Raw genomic sequence first — 21,158 nt, forward strand, 5'->3', positions numbered from 1 at the left:
GCCGGGAACCTTTAGTAGCCCAGCGTGACCGGGACTGTTTCCCGCCCGGCCGCAGCAGCCAGGAAAGCCAGGGAGGAAACATCGTTCCGGCCGTCCTGTCCCACGAGCACCGCTCCATAGGCTGCGCCGCCTGACGCGGACACGACATAGCCCACGACGTCGGCCCCGTCGGCCTGTGCCGGAATGCTGATGGAGGCGGTTGTCCCCCCGGCGATGTCCGCGGTGGCCGCCGGCCGCACCTTTCCATCAGCCGTGATGGGTGCGTAAGTGATGGTGGCCCGGGCGTCCAGGGCGCCGAAAACCAGCTGGCGAAGTCCTCCCTTGGGAACGGGAACCACGTGCTGGCTGCCGAGCCGCACGGCGGACGCCGCCCATGCCACGTCCAGGGGCTGACCCGCCTGGAGGCCGCGGCCCATGCGTGCTGCCGCAACGAAGGACACGTCGGATGAGGCCGCGACGGTGTACTGGCCGGCAGGAACCCCGGCCAGGGATACTTCCGTGGTTGACCCGGCTTTCGCGGTGATAACACCGCCGGAGGGAAGCGCATGCTGGCCGTCCCGACCGTACAGCTTGATCTCCACCACGGCGTCGGAGGCGCCGGGAACGGTCAGCTCCAGGGCGGGGCCCGCGTCCCGGTACCCCGGCTGCCCGGTCAGTGCAGCGACACCGGCCGGATCCTGGATGTCCACCCCCGTCATTACCTGGCGGACTGCGGGCGCAGCCCCCGGGCTAATGAAATCCACGCCGCCCGGGGTAAGGCCGCGCAGGACACTTTGCTGGATTGACGCGGCAACCGGGCCACCGGCGCTGCGGACATGCACGCTGAGCTGGGACTCGTTGGGCGCCAGCCCTGCGAGGACTACGCTGCGCGTGGTGCCGGGGGCAACCAGCAGTCCGCGGCTGCCCGGAGCCTGGATCTGACCGCCCGCCCCGAACAGCTCCAGGCTCACGGTGGCAGGAGTGCTGGAGGCATTGGTCAGCGCCAGCACGGAGGTGCGGCCAAGCGTGGTGGCGGCACCTGCAAGCCACTGGTCGTTGGAGGGTTGCGCGCACGTCGCCGCGGCACTGCCCTGGAGGTCGCCGTCGCTGGCCGTGTACTTCATGGCACCCGCAGCCGATGCGTTCTGGTTTGCCAGGGCGTTGGCACTGAGGACATTGACCTGGTCCACCGCGCGGTCGGCAACTACTCCGGCAAGGAGCTCCTGGGGGGTGCCGGCAGTGGGCGCCGCGCCGGGGTCCTTGGCGATTTCGACGGCGGCCGTTCCGTCCAGTCCTGACAGCCGGCTCCCCGGCAGCACGCCGCCCGCGCCAAGCACAGCGGCGCTGACCCTGGTTGCGGCCGTGGCTGACTCGGGCCGGAACTGGGCGTCAGTGCCCGCGTCGGTGCCTTCCAGCAGCCGCGCAGGCCCGGGGCAGACTCCGACGCTGGCTCCTGCGGGAACAGCGGCTTCCGCGGCCGGCACAGTCCGGCTGGTTTCCGGATGCGGCGTCAATGACCCCGCGGCCACCACGGCACCGGTGCCGGCAAGGATGAGGACGCCTGCCGCCACTCCGGCCGCGGATGCTGCGCGGCCCTTGGCGCCGGGCAGCCGGGTAGCGCCGCGGCCGGATGCCTTCCTGTCTGTCCCGGTCCCGGTCCGCTCCGGGGCCGGCTGCTTGGTTGCGGGCTGCGTTCCGGCATCGGACTGCGCCGTGGCCGGTGGGGTGTGGTCATGCATGTTGGTGTTCCTTACGCAAGGAGCCCTCGTCACGGGAGAGGCCGGTCCGCGGCCGTCGGGCCGGCATGGGGATGGCAAGGATGACTGTCAGTCCGATCACCGTGATCTGGGCGGCGGCAGTCCAGAAGGACCACGGGTTTTCGTACCGGACGGTAAGCCGGCCTCCCGATGCCGGAAGGGTAAACGCCTGGGACCAGCCTGAGGTGGTGGAGGTCAGCTTCCGCCCATCGAGCCAGGCAGTCCACCCGGGATCAGCGCGTTCGGCAAGCACCACCAAACGGCCTTCGGCACCTGGCGGGACTGCGGCGTCGACCTCATCAGTTCCGGATGCCACCAGCGCCGTGACCGCGCCGCGGGGATCGACAATGCGGACACGGTGGGCAACATCGGCGGCCTGGATGACCGGCTGGTTCAGCGGGCTGATGCGCCACAGCCAGCCAACGTCGGTCTGTCCCACGGCCACCAGGCCGGGAACTGCATCCATCCGGCTGGCGGTCAGCTGGGCTGCGGTGTCCGCGGAGCGGAGCACCACGAATCCGACACCGAGTTGTTCCAGGTCCGTCCGCGGGTCCACGCCCTGCCCGGCAACCAGGGTGGCTGCAACGCGTCGAAGCGCAGCGGTGACGTCGTCGTCGCCACGTACCTCTTCCGCGCCGGGAGCGCCAATGATGTTCCGTGCGGAGGCGATGGCAGACAAGCTGTCCAGGGTGGTGCCGCTCCCTCGCATGAGGGATGCGTTGAAGGTACCGTCGTCGCCGGTACGGAGCAGGAGGGTTCGTGTCTGCTCGGGTCCGATCCCCCTGTCAATGGCGGTGGCGGGAAGGGACCGTCCGGCAGTGGCTTCCACCAGCCGCGGCGCGCCCAGGGCTCCCCCGGCCCCGGAAGGGGCTGGGCTGGTGGCATCTCCCAGCGTGGCCACTGAAGGCGCGGCCGTTGCTCCGGCCGGGCGCAGCAGGTTTTGCGCGGACCAGGCGGCCATTCCGGCCAACGGTCCTGCCAGCAGTACCACCAGGCCCAGTGCCAGGCCGGCGCGTGCCGCAGTCCGGGTCTTGGCCCCGGTACCGGAAGCCCGTGCCGCAGCGGACAGCAACTTCTCGGCTCCGAGGAGGGCTGCCGCGAGGAGGGCAAAGGACGCGGCAGACACTGCCGGTCCGGTGAAGGGCGTTACTAGGACGTCCTCGTTCAGGCCCGTGGCAACGTGGCTGGCCAGCCATCCACCGGCAAGGAAGATCACCGCGGCAACCCAGAACCATCTGGCAGTCCCGGCACGCCGCCCGGGGCCCAGGAGACCCACCACGGCAAGGACCAGCACGGGCACGGCGACCAGCAGTGCCAGCAGCAGGGCCCACGGCATCGGTCCGCCCGCGAAGGCCGCCAGCCCCTGTATGCCGCCAGCAGGGTCGAATGACAGGGGCTGGCCCAGGATCTGCTGCCAGAGTGGGGCGGCGTCGAATCCCAGCGGGAGTCCGGGGTCGGCCAGGAGTGCCCTCGGCCGGTCAAGCGTCGACAACGCGAAGGGGACAAACAAGGCTGCACTGGGCAACAGCGCCCACCACACTGTCCGCCCGCGCCGTCCCAGCAGGACCCCGCAGAGCACGATGACCGCGGCCGCAGGGACAAGCAAAGAGGGCGCCGACGCCGTTGTGACCGCCAGCGCAAGGCCGGCAGCTGCGGCGGCCGTCCATGATGGCACCCCGTTGATGCCCGCCTTGGCCGGCGGCAGTTCGGCCGGCCGGTCGTCAAGGGCTGACGCGGGGTTGAAACGGCCGTGGCCTACCGCCGAGCCCGTAGCGCGCAGCAGGCCCAGGACCACCAGCGGCAGCATGATGTGCGCGATCAACGCACCGGCGCGACCCTGGTTCAGTGCCACCTGGAGTGCTGGAGCAGCAGCCCAAAAAATCGCCGCCACGAACCTGAGCCGGCGGCGCACTGTGACCCCGCCCGCGGCGAACCACGCGGTGAGTCCGGACAGCGGGGCCCCGAGCAGGAGCAGCCACGCCATGGCGGGGTTGGCGTCACCTCCGCCGAGGACGCCGATGATCCAGAGCACGTAGTCAAAGGGATCGCCGTGCCCCGGGAGTCCCGCCCCCAGGCTGATCCACCAGCTCGAGGCATGGTGCCAGATATCGCCCAATTGGGCGGAGACAGGAATCAGGGCGCCCCCGGTTACGGCCCCCGCGCGGAACAGCCCCGCCAGGGCCAGGAGCGAGGCGACCGCCGCAATAATGACGGCAGCCAGGGCGCCGTTACCCACCCATCCGCGTTTGCTGGTGGCCAGGGCGGCGAAATCGTCCGCGGCATCGCCGGTGGGCTGGTGCGCGAGCGGGTCCTGCACGAGGTGGTCTGCGCCAGACCCGTCGGATCCCAGGGCCTCCATCAACGACCTGCGGTGGCTCCAGACCTCGCGTCGGGGCGTTTGGAGCTTGCGGATCACGGACCGGCGGATGCGCCGGGTGCGTTTGGCTGTCCGCCGGGCCCTCGCCACGGCCCCGGGCCGGCCAAGGGCAGCGCAAGTGGCAAGGAGTTGGGAAATGCCGTGGCCGGGATCCTTGACCACAACGCTCAGGACAAGTTTGAAGAGGCTGCCCAGCAGTGCACCGATGCCGTGGAGGGGCACCATCCAGAGCGGGCTGTGCTTCAGGCGCAGGTGGACCTGCGCTTTCCGGGCTGCGGACGGGTTTCCAAGGGCGTGCGGGCGGTGCGCCACATGGAACATACGGGCTGCGGGGACCACCACGACGCGGTGGCCTGCCAGCCGGTTACGCCAGCAGAAGTCGACGTCATCGCCGCTGCCGGGCAGGGCGGGGTCGAAACCGCCCAGGTGTTCCCAGATGTCCCGCCGGACAAGCATGCCTGCGGAGTTGACGGCGAAGGTATCAGTGCGGCCGTCGTACTGGCCCTGGTCCATTTCGTCAGCGTCGATCAGGGTAAGCCGCTCCGCCCACCGGCTGGTGGACAAACCCACATCCATCAACTTCCGCGGCGAATGCCAGTCCAGCTGTTTGCAGCCGGCAACAGTCACTGAAGGCGCACGCTCCACGGCGCCCAGGAGTTCAGCCAAGGCCTCAGGGGCGGGCGCGGCGTCGTCGTGCAACAGCCAGACCCACTCCGTACCCGGACCGTCGACAGTTGCCTCGAAGGGCGCCAGCGCGCCAAGCGCGGCGGAGACGGCGGCGCCCATACCGCCCTTGCCCCGGGGGTGGCTGACAGTGGCGGCCTCCCCCAAGGCTTCCTGAAGGAGGCTGTGCGAGTCGTCGCGGGATCCGGTGTCCACGCCAATGGCGCGGTCCACGGGCCTGGTTTGGGCCGCCAGGGCCGAAAGGGTTCTGGGCAGATAGGCACTGCCGTTGTGGGCGACCACAACGGCAGTGACATGGACATCCTGAAGAATTAGATTGCTCGCTTCCTTAGCCGCCGGCGCTCACGCTCGGAAAGGCCTCCCCAGATGCCGAACCGTTCGTCATTGGCCAGCGCATACTCCAGGCACTGGGACCTGACGTTGCAGGCACCACAGACCTTCTTGGCATCGCGGGTGGAGCCGCCCTTTTCCGGGAAGAATGCTTCCGGATCCGTCTGGGCGCACAATGCGTCCGTCTGCCAGCCAAGTTCGCCCTCGTCGTCGAAGTCCTGCTGGAGCGGAAGTCCAATCCATACCGGCTGGGCGGTACCGGGCGCTGCCAGCTCCATGGGCGGATCCAGGTCGTCTTCCGGCTCGGCGCCGCCGTCAAGGAGGGCCTCGTGTGCCGCAAGGAACGCGGTGGCCTGGTCCTCGAGGATGCTGCCGGAATTCCTGTTGTACCGCTCTGCGGCATCAGGATCGGCGGGGTCAACATACCAATCACTCGGCACCCCCCGCGCACGGTATTTTGCCGTTGCCTGACCGGCCACGACGGCATCTTCCTGGATACGCTCTGCTTGCCCCACGGCGACCCTCCTGATGTTTCAGCCACTGCCTGGATACGTGGACACTCGGTTGTGTGCCGGTATTTACGCAATTGCTTTAGTTACCTAATTACACGTGTGTAACTAGGGCGAGTCAAGCCGTTGCCGGGATAATAGACAGTCCAACCTGGGAAGTTTGCGCACGCCACGCCCGGGATTTCCATTCACCCGGGCGTGGCGGATGCCGCGGGGTGCCGACAAGGGCCAAACAGACCGCAAATTCTCCGGATCTGCGGGGAAAATACCCGGTCCCCGCCGAAATAGCAAGCACGCTTAGCAGTGTGTGTGATTATTATCACCCTGGGAGCCGGCAGGAAACTGCCGCCAGGAAATGGGCACCGCCGGGAGACCCGGGAAGGTGGCAGGATGAAGCCATGACGACAATCCCCGCCATAGACCTGATGGGCACCCTTCGCTCCGGAAATTCCACGGCACCCCGCCTGACCTGGTACGGGCCCGACTCGGAACGGGTGGAACTGTCGGGACGGGTCCTGGACAACTGGGTGGCCAAGACCAGCAACCTGTTGCAGGACGAGCTGGATGCGGAGCCGGGCATGCGCCTGCGGCTCGCGCTGCCGGCCCATTGGAAGGCTTTGGTCTGGGCCCTGGCCGGGTGGCAGCTTGGACTGGAAACCGTGCTCGACGGCGGCCCGGCAGATTTCCTGGCCACGGACGATCCCGCCGGCGCCGGGGAACAGGACGACGCCGTTATTGCAGTTGCGCTGCCCGCCCTGGCCATGCGCTGGACCGGGGAGCTTCCCGCCGGCTGCCTTGACTACGCCGCGGAGGTGCGGTCCCACGGGGATGTGTTCATGCCGCACGCCGACCCGGATCCTTCAGCCTGCGCGCTCCGGACTCACGATGGGCGAACCATCCTGCACAGCGAACTGACCAGCAGTTTCGCCCTGCCGCACTCGGAAGGAGCCAGGGTGCATGTTGCTGCAGACCAGGGACTGGAATCCGCGTTGGCCAACGCGCTGGGGGCCTGGCGGCAGGGCGGCTCCGTGGTGCTGACCCATCCTGACGTGGCGCTTACCGACAAACTGCTCGCAGACGAACGGATCCACGGCAGTTAATCAGGTTGCACAGCCTAGGCCTGCGGACCGCCGTCGGCCGGGGTGGGAGCCGGGCGTTCAGCGGCATGTGCGTGCTCCCTGTGCCGGTGGGCTTCGATGATCTCGTGGTCGTGGGAGAACTCCGGCTCCTGGTCCAGTTCCTCGTTGAACACCAGGAAGCGGTACGCGAAGAAGCGGACCACCGTGGCGACCAGGATGCCGGCCACACCCGCCAGGAACAGCAGGTTCTTGTCGTCGATGCCCATCCAGTATTTGGCCAGTGCCGTGAATCCGGTGGAGATACCGATGCCAATGCCATTGATGATGGCGAACATGACAAATTCGCGGAGGATGTTGGCCTGGCGGCGGTGACGGAACGTCCAGAAACGGTTCGCCACCCATGAGAAGACGGTAGCGACAGTGGCACCCACAAAGCGGGCCTTCGCCTCGCTGTCCGACATGGGACCGTGCATCAGGTAATACGTCAGCCCGTTGTCGATGACGAACGCCACACCGCCCACCGCACCAAATTTGGCCACCTCGCGCCAGAAGAGTGAGGCGAGTCCCCGGATACGATCTGAAAGTGCGCTAAACATGACCCTCCATGGCCGTCCGAACTGTGGGCCACACGGCCAAATGCCCATTTTAGCCCCCAAAGCTTTGAGCATGTGTTGCCGGCCAGCAGACCGGGTAGCCCAGCGGCGTAAAATCTGCGTCCCCCGCCGGGCGGGAAAAGCGGGATCGGGCCCCTCTTCGGTAGGCTGGCAGATGTGACTTTCCCAGTGATAGGCGTGGTTGGCGGCGGCCAGCTCGCGCGAATGATGGCCCCTGCCGCTACCGCACTCGGCTTTGAACTCCGCGTCCTGGCCGAGGGCGACGACGTTTCCGCAGTGTCGGCCGTACCGGCCACGCCGGTGGGCGATTACAAGGACCTGCAGACGCTCCTGGAATTTTCCAAGGGCCTGGACGTGATGACGTTCGACCACGAGCACGTGCCGACGGACCACCTTCGAGCCCTCCTGGAGGCCGGAGTCAACGTCCAGCCCGGACCGGACGCCCTGGTCCATGCCCAGGACAAACTGGTCATGCGTGCCGCCATCGACCGGCTGGAACTGCCCAACCCGGCCTGGGCGTCGGTCGCGGACGTGGACGCGCTGGTCCGCTTCGGCGACGAAACCGGTTGGCCTGTCGTGTTGAAGACCCCACGGGGCGGCTACGACGGCAAGGGGGTCCGGATCGTGGGCTCAGCAGACGAGGCCGCTGAAGCCGGGGACTGGTTTGCCGCCATGAGTCCCCTGCTGGCAGAGGCGAAAGTCGAGTTCACCCGCGAGCTCTCCGCCCTCGTGGCACGCACGCCCGACGGCGAGGCACGGGCCTGGCCGGTGGTCCACACCATCCAGGTGGACGGTGTCTGCGACGAGGTGATTGCTCCCGCGCTGGACATTCCGCTGGAGGTTGCTGCCGCCGCGGAGGACGCCGCCCTGCGCATCGCCGCCGAGTTGGATGTGACCGGCGTCCTTGCCGTGGAACTCTTCGAAACACCGGGCAGCGGTGCCGGATTCCTTATCAACGAACTGGCAATGCGTCCGCACAACACCGGCCACTGGACCCAGGACGGTTCAATTACCAGCCAGTTCGAACAACATCTTCGCGCCGTCCTGAACCTGCCCCTGGGCGCCACCGATGCGCTGGCGCCCGTCGCGGTCATGAAGAACTTCCTGGGCGGGGACAACCAGGACCTGTACTCCGCCTACCCCATGGCTCTCGCCGCCGAGCCGGCCGCCAAAATCCACTGCTACGGCAAATCAGTGCGGCCCGGACGTAAGATCGGCCACGTCAACCTGCTGGGATCGTCAACCGCGGAAGTCGACGCGGTGCGCCGGCGGGCCACGGCCGTGGCAGGCATCATCCGTGATGGACGGGTTGGCACCGAAGAACCTTCCGCAATATTCGAGGAGAATGCATGAGCGCCGAAGCAACCACAGCCGCCGGTTCCGGCGCCGGTCCCCTGGTGGGGCTGGTCATGGGCTCCGACTCGGACTGGCCCGTCATGGAGGCTGCGGCCGACGCCCTGGCCGAGTTCGGCATCCCCTTTGAAGCGGACGTCGTATCGGCCCACCGGATGCCCACCGAGATGATCCGGTACGGCCAGACCGCCCACGAACGCGGCCTGCGGGTCATCATTGCCGGCGCAGGCGGCGCCGCCCACCTGCCGGGCATGCTCGCCAGCGTCACGCCGCTGCCCGTGATCGGCGTTCCCGTTCCCCTGAAGACCCTTGACGGAATGGACTCCCTGCTGTCCATCGTCCAGATGCCGGCCGGCGTGCCGGTTGCCACGGTATCCATCGCAGGGGCGCGGAACGCCGGGCTCCTGGCCGTACGGATGCTGGCCTCCGGCACAGATGAGCTTGCCTCTTCATTGCGGGCGGACCTCCTGGATTTCGCCGCCGACCTCAACGCCGTCGCCTCCCGCAAGGGGGCCAGCCTGCGGCAAAAAGTCAGCGAAGTCTTCCCCGGCGGCTCAAGCGCTCTCCGGGGCAGCCGTTAGGGCGGCGGGCATGGCCAGCAGCAGCAGCGTGCTCAACACCGGCTCCGGCGCCTCCATGACGGACCCGGTACGCTATCCGGTCAGTGCTTCCCCCGCGGTCCGTACCAAGCGTGCGTTCGTGCTGGTCCTGTTGACGCTCCTGGTACCGGGCAGCGCGCAACTCGTCGCCGGGGACCGGAAGCTGGGGCGGACTGCCCTGCGCGTAACGCTCTGCGTGTGGGCGCTCCTGGTACTGACAGTGGCCATGCTGCTGCTCAACCGGAGCCTGGTCATCAATATCCTCACCAACCCGATCACGTCGATGGTGCTGGTGGTCCTGCTGGCGGCGCTGGCGCTCGGCTGGGCTTTCCTCTTCCTGAACACCCTCCGGCTCATCCGGCCTGTCCTGCTGGCTCCGCGGGCGCGTCCCGCCGTCGGCATCGCCCTGGTGCTCGCGCTGGTGGTGGGAAGCGGCTCCCTGGGCTACGCCGCCTACCTGCTGAACGTGGGCCGCAACGCCATCGGCAACATCTTTTCCTCCGGCCCGGCCATGGAGCCCGTGGACGGACGCTACAACTTCCTCATGATGGGCGGCGACGCCGGCGACGACCGCACCGGACGCCGGCCGGACAGCCTCTCCATCCTGAGCGTGGACGCCCAGACGGGGCAGACCGCCATCATTTCGGTCCCCCGGAATTTCCAGAATGCACAGTTCAGCGCCGGCTCCCCCATGCGCGCCCTCTACCCTGACGGGTACAACTGCGGTGACGAATGCCTGATCAACGCCATCAATACCGAGGTCACCAACGAACACGCCGACCTCTACCCCGGCGTGGCAGACCCCGGCGCCCAGGCGACCATGGAGGCCGTTTCCGGCACCCTGGGCATGCAGATCCAGGCCTACGTCCTGGTTGACATGGAGGGCTTCTCGACGCTCATCGACGCCATGGGGGGTATCCGGATCAAAGCCGGGGGCTGGGTTCCCATGAGCGGCTATTTCGACGAGGCCACCAAGACCCACGGCATGCCGCTGGGATGGATCCCCGCCGGAGACCAGACGCTCAACGGCGCCCAGGCACTCTGGTACGGGCGCTCCCGCGAGTACGTGGACGACTATTCCCGCATCCAGCGCCAGCAGTGCGTACAGCAGGCCATGTTGAAGCAGCTGGATCCGGCCACCCTGCTGTCCAAGTTCGAGGACATCGCCCGGGCCGGAACAAAGGTGGTGGAGTCCAACATCTCCTCCGCCCAGCTGGGCAGTTTCCTGGACCTCGCCATCAAGGCGAAGGGCAAGGACGTCAAGCGGCTCACCATCGGACCGCCCGACTTCGACCCCTCGTTCTCCACCAACCCTGACTTCGACCAGATCCATGAGCGCGTGGACCAGCTGCTGGCATCAGCATCCGCCAAGGGTGCCCAGTCGGCCGGAATTCCCGACGACGGGATCACGGTTCCCCAGGCCGGCGCCGGCCACGTCCAGGCTGGCGGGGCCGTCCCCGCCAGTCTGCCCGCCGCGGGCAATGCCGCCCAGCAGCCCTCGCCGTCGGACTTCACCCCCGTGACCACGACGCCCGACGGGGAGCCGATCACCGAGGAGATGCTGACCCAGCTCAAGCTCGCGGGCGACGAAGAGGCCATCCGCCAACTCGTGGCGACCAACGGACAGTGCGCCCCGCTGTAACCTTCAGCCCCATCGGGCCAAACACCCAGTGCCCAGCCATCAGGGCCACACATCTGCCCACCCATAAGGAACGGAACGGTTTTGTACGAGATTGAGAACGTCCTCCGGGACTACGCCTGGGGTTCGACGACGGCCATCGCCTCGCTGCTGGGCCGTCCCGAGTCAGGGCGCCCGGAGGCCGAGCTGTGGATCGGGGCACACCCTGACTCTCCCTCGGTGGCCCACCTGCCCGAGGACGGGTCCCGGAGCCCGCTCGATGCCCTCATCTCCTCTGACCCTGAGCATTTCCTGGGCGCTGAATCCGTCTCCGCGTTCGGCCCCCGGCTGCCGTTCCTGGCCAAGATCCTCGCGGCAGCCCAGCCCCTCTCGCTCCAGGTCCACCCGAGCCTGGAACAGGCGCGGGAGGGGTTTGCGCGCGAAAATGAGGCCGGGATCGATCCCCATGCCGCCCACCGGAACTACAAGGATGACAACCACAAGCCGGAGATGATCCTGGCACTCACACCTTTCGAGGCGCTGTGCGGGTTCCGGCCGGCTGCGGAGACCCGGAAGATTTTGCAGCACGTTGCGGCTGCCGTCCATGGCGGCGGACAGGCGCCGGAGCTGCTCCGGGCCCTTCTTGGCGACCTCGACGGTCCGGATGAGGGTGCGGCGCTCCGCCGAGCCTTCGAACGGCTGATCACGGGCGGCACGGACGTGGCAGAGGAAACGGCCCTGGTGGTGGCAGCCCTGGTGTCCGGGGCTCCGCTTGAGCCATACCAGGCAGAGCTGGGTACCGCCATCAGCCTCAACGAAAAGTACCCCGGCGATCCCGGCGTCCTGATTTCGCTGCTGCTGAACAGGATCTCACTGAAGCCGGGCCAGGCGGTCTACCTTCCTGCCGGGAACGTGCACGCGTACCTGCACGGGCTGGGCGTGGAGGTCATGGCTTCCTCGGACAACGTCCTGCGCGGCGGCCTGACGCCCAAGCACGTGGATGTGCCCGAACTCCTGCGCACCATCGACTTCCATCCCGTGGCCGTGCCGATGCTGGACGCCGAAAAGACGGTGCTGGACCAGGACATCTTCCGCCCGCCGTTCCGGGAATTCCAGCTGCAGCGCATCGAACTGGGCCCTGACGCCGGTCCCGTTCCACTGGCCCAGGCCGGACCGGCCGTGATCATCGTGGTGGCAGGTGACGTGTACCTCGACTCCCCCAAGGGGGACCTGCAGCTGTCGCGCGGCGGCAGCGCATTCATCGCCGCTGCGGAAGCTCCGGTCAACGTCCACCGGGCGGCAGGCAGCGACGGCACGGCGCTGGCATTCGCGGTGACCACCGGTCTTTAGCAGGGCCGCGCCGGCAACAACAAAGGGCGACGGCGGCACCCACCCGGGTGCCGCCGTCGCCCTCCTGTCATAGTGCGGTCAGCTAGCCGGCCGCAGCTTCCGGACCAGGGGCACGACACGGCCAGCTGCGGTCTTCACCAGCCGGCGCCCCTGCTGGAGGCCCTTGCGGGCCAGCGGCATGGCTGTGGCGTATGCGGGGTAGAACGGCGACAGCGGCCTGTCCCAGGTGCCCAGCAGCATGTTTTCGTGTTTGGCGAACTGCTTCTTGAAGTCGGAAATGCCGTCGTTGAGCAGGCCGTTGAAGTCGTACCGGCTGCAGCCGTCCTCGCGCATGGACTGCAGGGCCGCCCACTTCACGCCGTAGTTCACGCGCTGCTTCTGCCCCTCGGCAGAGACCCCGCCGTAGAGCTCGAACGCGGTGGCACCGCTGCGGGACAACCACGTGAAGGCAAGCATCTGCTCGCCGGCGAACGCGGCGATGATCGGTGAGGCGTCGCCGAGGTTGCGGAAGATGTCGCGGTAGTACTGGTCTTCGTGGATCCCGAAGCCCGCCCGTGCCGCAGTGTCGTGGTAAATGGCCAGCACCTGTTCCAGCTCGGAGTCGTTCTTGACCTTGCGGAATTCCACGTCGCTTCGCATGGCCTTGCGGATGTTCGCACGTGTGGACTTGGACATCTCCGCCATCAGTTCGTCGTCGGAACGGGTGAGGTCCAGGATGAGCGTGCGCGGGATGAGCACGGTGTTGGCGGACTCGCGGAAGCCGGCGGCCGCGACGGCGCCGGCAAAACCTGAGTCGCGGTCCCAGTCGGGTTCGATGCTGAGGGCCACGCCGCGGTGGCGGAGGGCAGCGTGCTCGGCCAGCCGGTTCAGGACCACCTGGGCGTTCTCCACGGAGCACATGGGGCCGCGCGGAATGTAGACCAGCGCCCGGAAGGGGACGGGAAGCCTGCGGACCAGCAACTGGGCGCAGCCAATGATTTCCTCGCCGGCCTTGACCAGGACCCTGTCCACGGACCAGCCGTGCGTTGCCTTGGTCTCGCCCCAGCCCCACAGCTGTTGCGGATGCCCCTGGAACCGGTCGACGTATTCGTCCCAAAGGGCGCGGTCAGTACAGGGCACAACAGCAGGAATCATGGCTTAAACCCTATACCAAGGCATTAACGGCAAAGCCCCGGTGCGCACGCGGCGCCCCGGGGCCCTGACATCCTGCAGTGGCTGCGGATCAGCTCTTGCGGGCGTAGCCTTCCCACTTGTCGGCGCGGTGCTCGCCATCGACGAAACGGATGGTGCCGGACTTGGACCGCATGACGATGGACTGGGTGAGGACCTTGTCCTTGGAGTAGCGGACGCCCTTCAGAAGGTCACCGTCGGTAATGCCGGTGGCGGCGAAGTAGCAGTTGTCGCTGGAGACCAGGTCGTTGGTGGAAAGCACGCGGTCGAGGTCGTGGCCGGCGTCGATTGCCTTCTGCTTTTCCTCGTCGCTGGTGGGCCACAGCCGGCCCTGGATTACGCCGCCCAGGGACTTGATGGCGCAGGCAGCCACGATGCCTTCCGGGGTGCCGCCGATGCCCATCAGCGCATCCACGCCGGTGCCGGAGCGGGCCGCGGCAATGGCGCCGGCGACGTCGCCGTCCATGATGAACTTGGTGCGTGCACCGGCCTCGCGGATTTCCTCCACCAACGGCTTGTGGCGGTCGCGGTCAAGGATCATCACGTTGAGCTGGTTAACCTTCACGCCCTTGGCCTTGGCGATCAGGTGCAGGTTCTGCTTGACCGGCAGGCGCAGGTCCACCATGTCCGCGGCCTCGGGACCGGTGACGAGCTTTTCCATGTAGAACACGGCAGAGGGATCGAACATGGAGCCACGCTCGGCAACGGCAAGGACGGCCAGGGCGTTGTTGATGCCCAGTGCAGTCAGCCGCGTTCCGTCGATGGGATCAACGGCCACGTCGCATTCGGGGCCGGTGCCGTCGCCGACGCGTTCACCGTTGAACAGCATGGGGGCTTCGTCTTTTTCGCCCTCGCCGATCACCACAACACCGTTGAAGTGGACGGTCTGCAGGAAGGAACGCATGGCGTCGACGGCTGCGCCGTCGGCGGTGTTCTTGTCGCCGAAACCCACCCAGTGGCCGCCGGCAATGGCCGCGGCCTCGGTGACGCGGACAAGCTCAAGGGCGAGGTTGCGGTCCGGCTCGTCGTGGCCCACCGCAAGGGACGATGAAATCGTGGAGTACTTCTGGGTCATGGACGCTGGTGACACGTGAACCTCTTCTTCGAGTGGCGATCATTGAACCCGCCCGCCGGTGCAGCAGGACGGTGATTCCTCTGCTATCGATCATAGTCGCGGCACCGCGCCGAGGGCGGCCCATGACGCAACCGCGCAATGTGCACCGCAGCCCCCTCGCGCCCCGGGACATGGCCGAATGGAAGTCCGGCTCCGGGATGGGCGACTATAGAGGGGTGAATGACATGCAGGAAGCCACCAGTCCCAGCTCCGGCCAGGCACAGCCCGAGGGCCGTTCCGGCCCCGCCGGCAGCAGTGCGGACACCCCGGTCAAGCCCGTCATTCCGGCGGCGGCCGCCAAGCGCGCCAACGCCTCCGTGATCGGCATGATCATTGCCCTGGTGCTCAGCATCGCGGCGTTCCTGCCCGTTGTCCTCATGAATCCCCAGCCCAAGGGCGATGGCTACCGGCCGGACATCGATGTTGCCTCGGTGGCACGCAACGCGGCGGATGTGGCGGGATTCACACCCATTGCCCCTGATACCGGCAATGCCTTCCGCCCCAACTACGCCCGGTGGGAAGCCGGCACGGGCAGCGGCGTGCCCACCTGGGAGGTTGGCTATGTGACCCCCAAGACGTCCTTCATCAGTTTGGTGCAGACCAGGAGCGCCAACCCCACCTGGCTCCTCCAGCAGACCAAAAACGCCCCCGTCACCGGCTCACGGAACGCCGGCGGCAAGGAGTGGGAACTGCGCGACACCGGCAAGGGTGAAAAGTCGATGGTGCTCAACTACAGGGGCAGTACCGTCGTCCTCTCCGGCGCCGCGCAACTGGACGAATTCGCAACGCTCGCCGCCGCCGTCGTCAACTCCCTTGAAGGCAGCCCCGCCGTCACAGTTTCACCGTCGGGTGCGCCTACGCCGTAAGGTGGGGCCGTGACGACTAACCTGACTCCTGCACTGGCCTGGCGCCGCCTGCGCGAAGGCAACGAACGTTTCGTACAAGGCCAGTCCTCCCATCCGAACCAGAATGCCTCCCACCGCTCATCGTTGGTGGAGACACAAAACCCCTTCGCGGTGATCTTCGGCTGCTCCGATTCACGGCTCGCCGCAGAGATCATTTTCGACGTCGGCCTCGGCGACGTTTTCGTGGTCCGCACCGCCGGCCAAGTGATCGACGACGCCGTCCTGGGCTCCCTGGAGTACAGCGTCGGCGTGCTGGGTGTACCGCTGATCGTGGTGCTTGGGCACGACAGCTGCGGTGCCGTGACGGCCACCAAGGATGCCGTTGAGACCGGCGACATGCCTGCGGGGTTCATCCGCGACCTCGTGGAGCGCATCACACCCTCGGTCCTGACGTCCCTGCGGAATGACCAGCCTGAGGTCAACGACATGGTGGTGGAGCACGTCAAGCAGACATCGCAGCGGCTGGCGGACAGCTCGCGTGTGATTTCCGACGCAATCGAGGGCGGCCGCACCGCGGTCATCGGGCTCTCCTACCGGTTGGCAGAGGGCCGCGCCGACCTTGTTTCCGGAATCGGCGAGCTCTAGGACCCACGTGCCGGCGGTCCACTGGACCGCCGGCAAAGCTCCCTTAACGGTTTTCGATGGGGCGCCGGATCGCCATAAGCTAGCCCCATGACTTCCACTGAAGAGTTCCGCATTGAACATGACACGATGGGCGAAGTCCGCGTCCCCGTGAACGCACTGTACCGCGCGCAGACGCAGCGGGCAGTGGAGAACTTCCCCATTTCCGGCAAGACCCTTGAGCGCACCCACATCGAGGCGCTGGCGCGGGTCAAGAAGGCTGCCGCCCAGGCCAACGCAGAACTGGGCGTGCTCGACGGCGAGCTGGCCAAGGCGATTGCAGACGCTGCCGATGAGGTGGCCGCCGGCAAGTACGACGGCGACTTCCCCATCGACGTTTTCCAGACCGGCTCCGGCACCTCCTCGAACATGAACACCAACGAGGTACTGGCCGAACTGGCTACCCGCGCCCTGAAGGCCGCCGGCAGCGACAAGGTGGTCCACCCGAACGACCACGTCAACGCCTCGCAGTCCTCAAACGACGTGTTCCCCACCTCGGTCCACGTAGCTGCCACCTCGGCCCTGATCAACGACCTCATTCCCGCCCTGGGCTACCTTGCCGAGTCGCTGGAGCGCAAGGCTGTTGAGTTCAAGGACGTCGTCAAGTCCGGCCGCACCCACCTCATGGACGCCACCCCGGTGACCCTGGGCCAGGAGTTCGGCGGCTACGCCGCGCAGGTCCGCTACGGCATCGAGCGCATCAACGCTTCGCTCCCCCGTGTTGCCGAGGTTCCGCTGGGCGGGACCGCCGTGGGCACCGGCATCAACACCCCTGCCGGTTTCCCTGAGCGCGTCATCGAGCTGCTGGCAACGGACACCGGCCTGCCGCTGACCGAAGCCCGCGACCACTTTGAGGCGCAGGCCAACCGCGACGGCCTGATCGAGGCGTCCAGCCAGCTGCGCAACATCGCCATCTCGTTCATGAAGATCAACAACGATCTCCGCTGGATGGGTTCCGGCCCCAACACCGGCCTTGGCGAAATTGCCATCCCCGACCTCCAGCCGGGCTCGTCCATCATGCCCGGCAAGGTCAACCCGGTCATCTGCGAAGCGTCCATCATGGTCGCTGCCCAGGTCATCGGCAACGACACCGCCATCGCCTGGTCCGGCACCAACGGCGCCTTCGAGCTCAACGTGGGCATCCCGGTCATGGCCGCGAACCTGCTGGAGTCCATCCGCCTGCTGGCCAACACCAGCCGGGTCATGGCCGACAAGATGATCGACGGCATCACGGCCAATGTGGAGCGCGCCCGCTTCCTGGCCGAGGCCTCCCCGTCCATCGTCACCCCGCTGAACAAGTACATCGGGTACGAGAACGCCGCCAAGATCGCCAAGACCGCCGTCAAGGAGGGCCTGACCATCCGCCAGGCCACCGAGAAGCTCGGCTTCGTCGGCGACGGCGACGGCAAGGTTTCCGAGGCCGACCTCGAGAAGGCACTGGACGTCACCACCATGACGTCCCCCGCCCACAAGGCCTGACGAACCACCGCCCAAAAGTACGACGACGGCCGGTACCTTTCCTGCGAAAGGTGCCGGCCGTCGTCGTACTGCTTTTAAGGCCTCTTTCATAAGTTGCACGAATAACTGAATAGTGCAAAACTTTACTCCATGAGTTTGAGTGCAAGTTCGGAGACGGGCCTCAGGGAGCGGAAGCGCGCAGCCACCCGCAGCGCCATCACGTCAACCGCCCGCGCCATGACCGCCGAGCGGGGCCTCAACGGCTACACCGTGGAGGAAGTATGCGACGCCGCCGGAATATCGCGCCGCACCTTCTTCAACTACTTCCCCACAAAGGAAGACGCCATCATCGGGCACGCCGAAGACGACATCCCGGCCGAAGCAATCGACGAGTTCGTTGCCGGCGGAGCAGACTCTCCCGCCGGCGAAATCTCCCCCACACTCTTTCGCGACCTCATCCGGCTCTCGCTCCGCCTGGCCGAGGGCATGTCAGCCTCCGAAGAGGAAACCCGGCAGCTGATTGGCGTCGTCCACAAGGAGCCCCAGCTCATCCTCCGCATCATTGGCGTCACGGAGCAGCGCGAAGCCCAGTTCGCCAGGGACGTGGCCCGCCGCGAAGGAGTGGCCCCCGACCACCCCGTGGTGCAGATGGCCGTAGTGCTGCTCAGTACCATCGCCCGCAAGAGCAGCATGGCCTACTTCTCCGACGGCAACACCCGCAGTTACCCGGACCTGCTGCTGGAGAACATCTCCGCAGCCAGCGTCCTGTTTTCCCAACCCTTCGATATCCCGGACACTGCCGCAAAAGGACAACCATGAGCACCGCCACCACCAAGGCACCGGCAGGACCCCTGCTGCTGACGCAAAAACGCATCTGGATTATCTTCTCCGCACTGATCGCGGGCATGCTCCTCTCCAGCCTGGACCAGACCATCGTTTCCACCGCCATGCCCACCATCGTGGGCAAGCTGGGCGGGGTGGAGCACCAGGCGTGGATCACCACCGCCTACCTGCTGGCCACCACCATCGTGATGCCCATCTACGGCAAGTTCGGCGACATCCTGGGCCGGCGCAACCTCTTCCTGGTGGCCATCGCGCTCTTCACCCTGGCATCTGTTGGATGCGCACTGGCCACCGACTTCTGGGGCTTCGTCATCTTCCGCGCCATCCAGGGCCTGGGCGGCGGCGGCCTCATGATCCTGTCCCAGGCGATCATCGCCGACATCGTTCCCGCCAAGGAGCGCGGCAAATACATGGGCCCGCTCGGCGCCATCTTCGGGCTCTCCGCCGTAGCCGGACCGCTGCTGGGCGGCTTCTTCGTGGACCACCTCACCTGGGAATGGGCCTTCTATATCAACATCCCGGTGGGCCTTGCGGCCTTCGCCATTGCCTGGTTCGCCCTGACCCTTCCCAACAAGAAGGCAGAAAAGCGGATTGACGTGCTGGGCGTTGTGCTGCTGTCCGCGGCCACCACCTGCCTGATCTTCTTCACCGACTTTGGCGGCAAGAAGGACGAGGGCTGGGATTCACCCCTCACCTGGGCCTTTGGTGCCGGACTGCTGGTTTCCGCCGCCGCTTTCGTGATGGTGGAGCGGCGGGCTGAGGACCCCATCATTCCGCTGAGCCTGTTCCGGAACCGGATCTTCATCAATGCCACGGCCATTGGCTTCACCCTTGGCCTGGGCATGTTCTCCGCCATCGCGTTCGTCCCCACCTTCCTGCAGATGTCGTCCGGCACGTCGGCAGCCGAATCCGGTTTGCTGATGCTGCCGATGATGGCAGGCTTGATGGGCACGTCCATCTACTCCGGTATCCGGATCTCCAGGACCGGAAGGTACAGGATGTTCCCCATCCTCGGTGCCGTGCTCACCATGGCCGCCATGCTGTGGATGACCACGCTTGCCGCCAGCACCCCCATCTGGGTGATCTGCGTCCAGCTGTTCCTGTTCGGGGCCGGCCTCGGCCTGATCATGCAGGTGGTGGTCCTGGTGGTCCAGAACTCCGTTCCGGCCGACCAGATCGGCACCGCCACCAGCACCAACAACTACTTCCGCGAGGTGGGCGCAGCCATGGGCGTGGCGGTGTTCGGCTCGATCTTCACCACCCGCCTTTCGGAGGCCTTGACCAACGCTTTCACGGGGGCAGGTGCTACCGCTGAGCAGGCCGGGCAGTCCACCCGGACCCTGGACCCGCAGGCACTGAACCAGCTCCCGGAGCAACTGCGTGACGCTATCGTAAATGCCTACGCCGACTCGCTGGCACCGGTGTTCTGGTACCTGCTCCCCTTCATCGCCGCGGCACTGCTCCTGGCCCTCACGCTGAAGCAAATTCCGCTCTCGGACACGGCCGGGATGGTGGCCCGCGGCGAGGCAGTGGGCGGCGAAGAAGCCGAGCGGCTCGCCGCCGGCCTCGCCGGAGCTCCCGCAGGCGCCGCCGGCACTAAGGCGGACACTGGACGGGACACTGATTATGACGCAGGTGGGCGCGGGGACCACGTGAAGGACGACGACGGCGAGCTGGTTTCGCCGGGCCGCTGACCGCCGTCGGATACCCGGTTTTTCAGGGCTCGAAGTGGACGGCTCCGGAGGGCGCCAGTGCCTGGCGGATGCTGGTGAGGTGGCCGGGCATGAGTTCGGGAAGGTCGTCCATGCTGAACCAGCCAACAGCCAGGGATTCGTCGTCATTGACCCTGGCTTCGCCGGAGACGTAACGGCACAGGAACACCACGTCCAGGAACTCGCAGATGTCACCGTTGGGATAGGTAACCGGCCCCACCGCGCCCACGGACACCACACGTTCCGCTTCGGCCACCACAGCTGTTTCCTCGAAGATCTCCCGGATGAGCCCCCGTGCAGGCTGCTCCCCCGGGTCCAGCATGCCGCTCACCAGCGCCCACTGCCCGTTGTCTGCCCGCTGGGCCAGCAGGATACGGCCCGCATCATCCACCACGACACCCCGCACCCCGGGGACCCAGATGGGATCGTTGCCGATCTTCTCGCGCAGCTTCAGGACGTATTCAGGTGCAGGCATACCGCCAGCCTATCGAACAGCCCGGGCAACATCGCAGGCAGCTCACGCGGGCAGCAGCATCGCGGCGGCGGCGCCGGCGAGCATGAACGGGCCGAACGGGATGGCGGACTTCAGGGTGCCCCGCCGGGCCGCCAGCAGGGCCAGTGACCACAACCCGCCCAGCAGGAACGCCAGGAACGTGCCCGCGAACAGATGGCCCCAGCTGAGGTAGCCAAGGTACATTCCCAGCACTCCCGCCAGCTTGACGTCGCCAAACCCCATCCCCGGCGGATAGATGAACCGGAGGACAAAATAGAACAGCCACAGGATCGCGGCGCCGGCCACAACGCGGAGGGCAGGGATGGCCAGGATCCCGCCGGTGTTCCCTGCAGTCGGCATGGGACCGGCCCAGGCAACCGCGGCCGCCGCCAGGAGGAGCGCACCGGCCACCGCATAGGACGGGAAGACGATCCTGTTGGGCAGGAGGTGGTGCCGGACGTCGATAATGGTGAGCCGGACCGCCATCACCGCGAAGTAAAGGCAGGCCGCCAGTACCAGCCAGAAGGCCAGCGGGGTGTGCTGCCAGAGTTCGCCGAGTCGTCCGATCACCCCTCGGATGCTACTGGATCCAC

At 66.9% G+C, this 21,158-nt stretch carries 18 protein-coding genes; 10 read left to right on the plus strand and 8 right to left on the minus strand.

Translation table 11 applies throughout. The annotated features are described in order from the left end of the window. Positions 1-11 precede the first annotated feature (11 nt). Genes FB478_RS11090 through FB478_RS11100 form a run of 3 tightly spaced genes read right to left on the minus strand, consistent with a single transcriptional unit; the run spans position 12 to position 5,642 of the window. Positions 12-1,718, minus strand: coding sequence for a DUF5719 family protein (locus FB478_RS11090; protein WP_056393495.1), 1,707 nt, complete (start codon positions 1,716-1,718; stop codon positions 12-14). Continuing rightward, complete coding sequence (locus FB478_RS11095; RefSeq protein ID WP_018770155.1) at positions 1,711-5,079, minus strand: glycosyltransferase family 2 protein; 3,369 nt, start codon at positions 5,077-5,079, stop codon at positions 1,711-1,713. Before FB478_RS11095 ends, FB478_RS11090 begins: the two co-directional genes overlap by 8 nt. 29 nt (positions 5,080-5,108) lie before the next feature. Next, positions 5,109-5,642 (minus strand): WhiB family transcriptional regulator, encoded by a 534-nt coding sequence (locus FB478_RS11100; RefSeq protein WP_018770156.1) that lies wholly within the window; start codon positions 5,640-5,642, stop codon positions 5,109-5,111. Positions 5,643-6,034: 392 nt separating this feature from the next. Between FB478_RS11100 and FB478_RS11105 the strand changes: the two genes are divergently transcribed. Further along, entirely contained in the window at positions 6,035-6,736 is a 702-nt protein-coding gene (locus FB478_RS11105) for a TIGR03089 family protein (protein ID WP_018770157.1), read from the plus strand. A gap of 14 nt (positions 6,737-6,750) precedes the next feature. On the opposite strand, the gene FB478_RS11110 is transcribed toward FB478_RS11105, so the two are convergent. Next, positions 6,751-7,311, minus strand: coding sequence for a GtrA family protein (locus FB478_RS11110; protein ID WP_018770158.1), 561 nt, complete (start codon positions 7,309-7,311; stop codon positions 6,751-6,753). Between the two features lie 174 nt (positions 7,312-7,485). Here FB478_RS11110 and FB478_RS11115 point away from each other — a divergent pair, with 174 nt between their 5' ends. From FB478_RS11115 to manA, 4 genes are all read left to right on the plus strand, one after another. Further along, positions 7,486-8,682, plus strand: coding sequence for a 5-(carboxyamino)imidazole ribonucleotide synthase (locus tag FB478_RS11115; protein ID WP_082581842.1), 1,197 nt, complete (start codon positions 7,486-7,488; stop codon positions 8,680-8,682). Further along, positions 8,679-9,263: a 5-(carboxyamino)imidazole ribonucleotide mutase gene (gene purE / locus FB478_RS11120; protein WP_018770160.1), complete on the plus strand. Its 585-nt coding sequence runs from the start codon at positions 8,679-8,681 to the stop codon at positions 9,261-9,263. Before FB478_RS11115 ends, purE begins: the two co-directional genes overlap by 4 nt. A gap of 10 nt (positions 9,264-9,273) precedes the next feature. After that, complete coding sequence (locus tag FB478_RS11125; RefSeq protein WP_018770161.1) at positions 9,274-10,923, plus strand: LCP family protein; 1,650 nt, start codon at positions 9,274-9,276, stop codon at positions 10,921-10,923. A gap of 81 nt (positions 10,924-11,004) precedes the next feature. Continuing rightward, positions 11,005-12,249, plus strand: coding sequence for a mannose-6-phosphate isomerase, class I (gene manA / locus FB478_RS11130; RefSeq protein WP_144600461.1), 1,245 nt, complete (start codon positions 11,005-11,007; stop codon positions 12,247-12,249). A gap of 78 nt (positions 12,250-12,327) precedes the next feature. Here the strand turns inward: manA and FB478_RS11135 are convergent, their stop codons facing one another. Together FB478_RS11135 and glpX are read right to left on the minus strand one after the other, a co-directional pair. Further along, positions 12,328-13,383: a peptidoglycan bridge formation glycyltransferase FemA/FemB family protein gene (locus FB478_RS11135; RefSeq protein WP_056393491.1), complete on the minus strand. Its 1,056-nt coding sequence runs from the start codon at positions 13,381-13,383 to the stop codon at positions 12,328-12,330. Positions 13,384-13,471: 88 nt separating this feature from the next. Continuing rightward, positions 13,472-14,494 (minus strand): class II fructose-bisphosphatase, encoded by a 1,023-nt coding sequence (glpX, locus tag FB478_RS11140; protein WP_018770164.1) that lies wholly within the window; start codon positions 14,492-14,494, stop codon positions 13,472-13,474. Positions 14,495-14,718: 224 nt separating this feature from the next. Between glpX and FB478_RS11145 the strand changes: the two genes are divergently transcribed. The 5 genes from FB478_RS11145 (at position 14,719) to FB478_RS11165 (ending at position 20,054) form a co-directional block, all read left to right on the plus strand. Beyond that, a complete protein-coding gene (locus FB478_RS11145; RefSeq protein ID WP_395858350.1) occupies positions 14,719-15,399 on the plus strand; it encodes a DUF4245 domain-containing protein in 681 nt (226 codons plus the stop codon). 9 nt (positions 15,400-15,408) lie between these two features. Then, positions 15,409-16,023, plus strand: a complete 615-nt coding sequence (locus tag FB478_RS11150; RefSeq protein WP_018770166.1) for a carbonic anhydrase — start codon at positions 15,409-15,411, stop codon at positions 16,021-16,023. A gap of 87 nt (positions 16,024-16,110) precedes the next feature. Continuing rightward, the gene (locus FB478_RS11155) at positions 16,111-17,538 is read left to right on the plus strand and encodes a class II fumarate hydratase (protein WP_018770167.1); all 1,428 of its coding nucleotides are present in this window, start codon (positions 16,111-16,113) and stop codon (positions 17,536-17,538) included. 129 nt (positions 17,539-17,667) lie between these two features. Beyond that, positions 17,668-18,336, plus strand: a complete 669-nt coding sequence (locus FB478_RS11160) for a TetR/AcrR family transcriptional regulator (protein WP_056393489.1) — start codon at positions 17,668-17,670, stop codon at positions 18,334-18,336. Then, entirely contained in the window at positions 18,333-20,054 is a 1,722-nt protein-coding gene (locus FB478_RS11165) for an MDR family MFS transporter (RefSeq protein ID WP_144600463.1), read from the plus strand. The genes FB478_RS11160 and FB478_RS11165 overlap by 4 nt, the downstream gene beginning before the upstream one ends. A 22-nt stretch (positions 20,055-20,076) precedes the next feature. Here the strand turns inward: FB478_RS11165 and FB478_RS11170 are convergent, their stop codons facing one another. Next, complete coding sequence (locus FB478_RS11170) at positions 20,077-20,547, minus strand: NUDIX domain-containing protein (RefSeq protein ID WP_056393485.1); 471 nt, start codon at positions 20,545-20,547, stop codon at positions 20,077-20,079. Positions 20,548-20,589: 42 nt separating this feature from the next. Further along, positions 20,590-21,135, minus strand: coding sequence for an A24 family peptidase (locus tag FB478_RS11175; RefSeq protein WP_018770171.1), 546 nt, complete (start codon positions 21,133-21,135; stop codon positions 20,590-20,592). Between the last annotated feature and the right edge of the window lie 23 nt (positions 21,136-21,158).

Origin of the sequence: Arthrobacter sp. AG367 (genome assembly GCF_007828995.1) — a bacterium.
Taxonomy (GTDB): domain Bacteria; phylum Actinomycetota; class Actinomycetes; order Actinomycetales; family Micrococcaceae; genus Arthrobacter.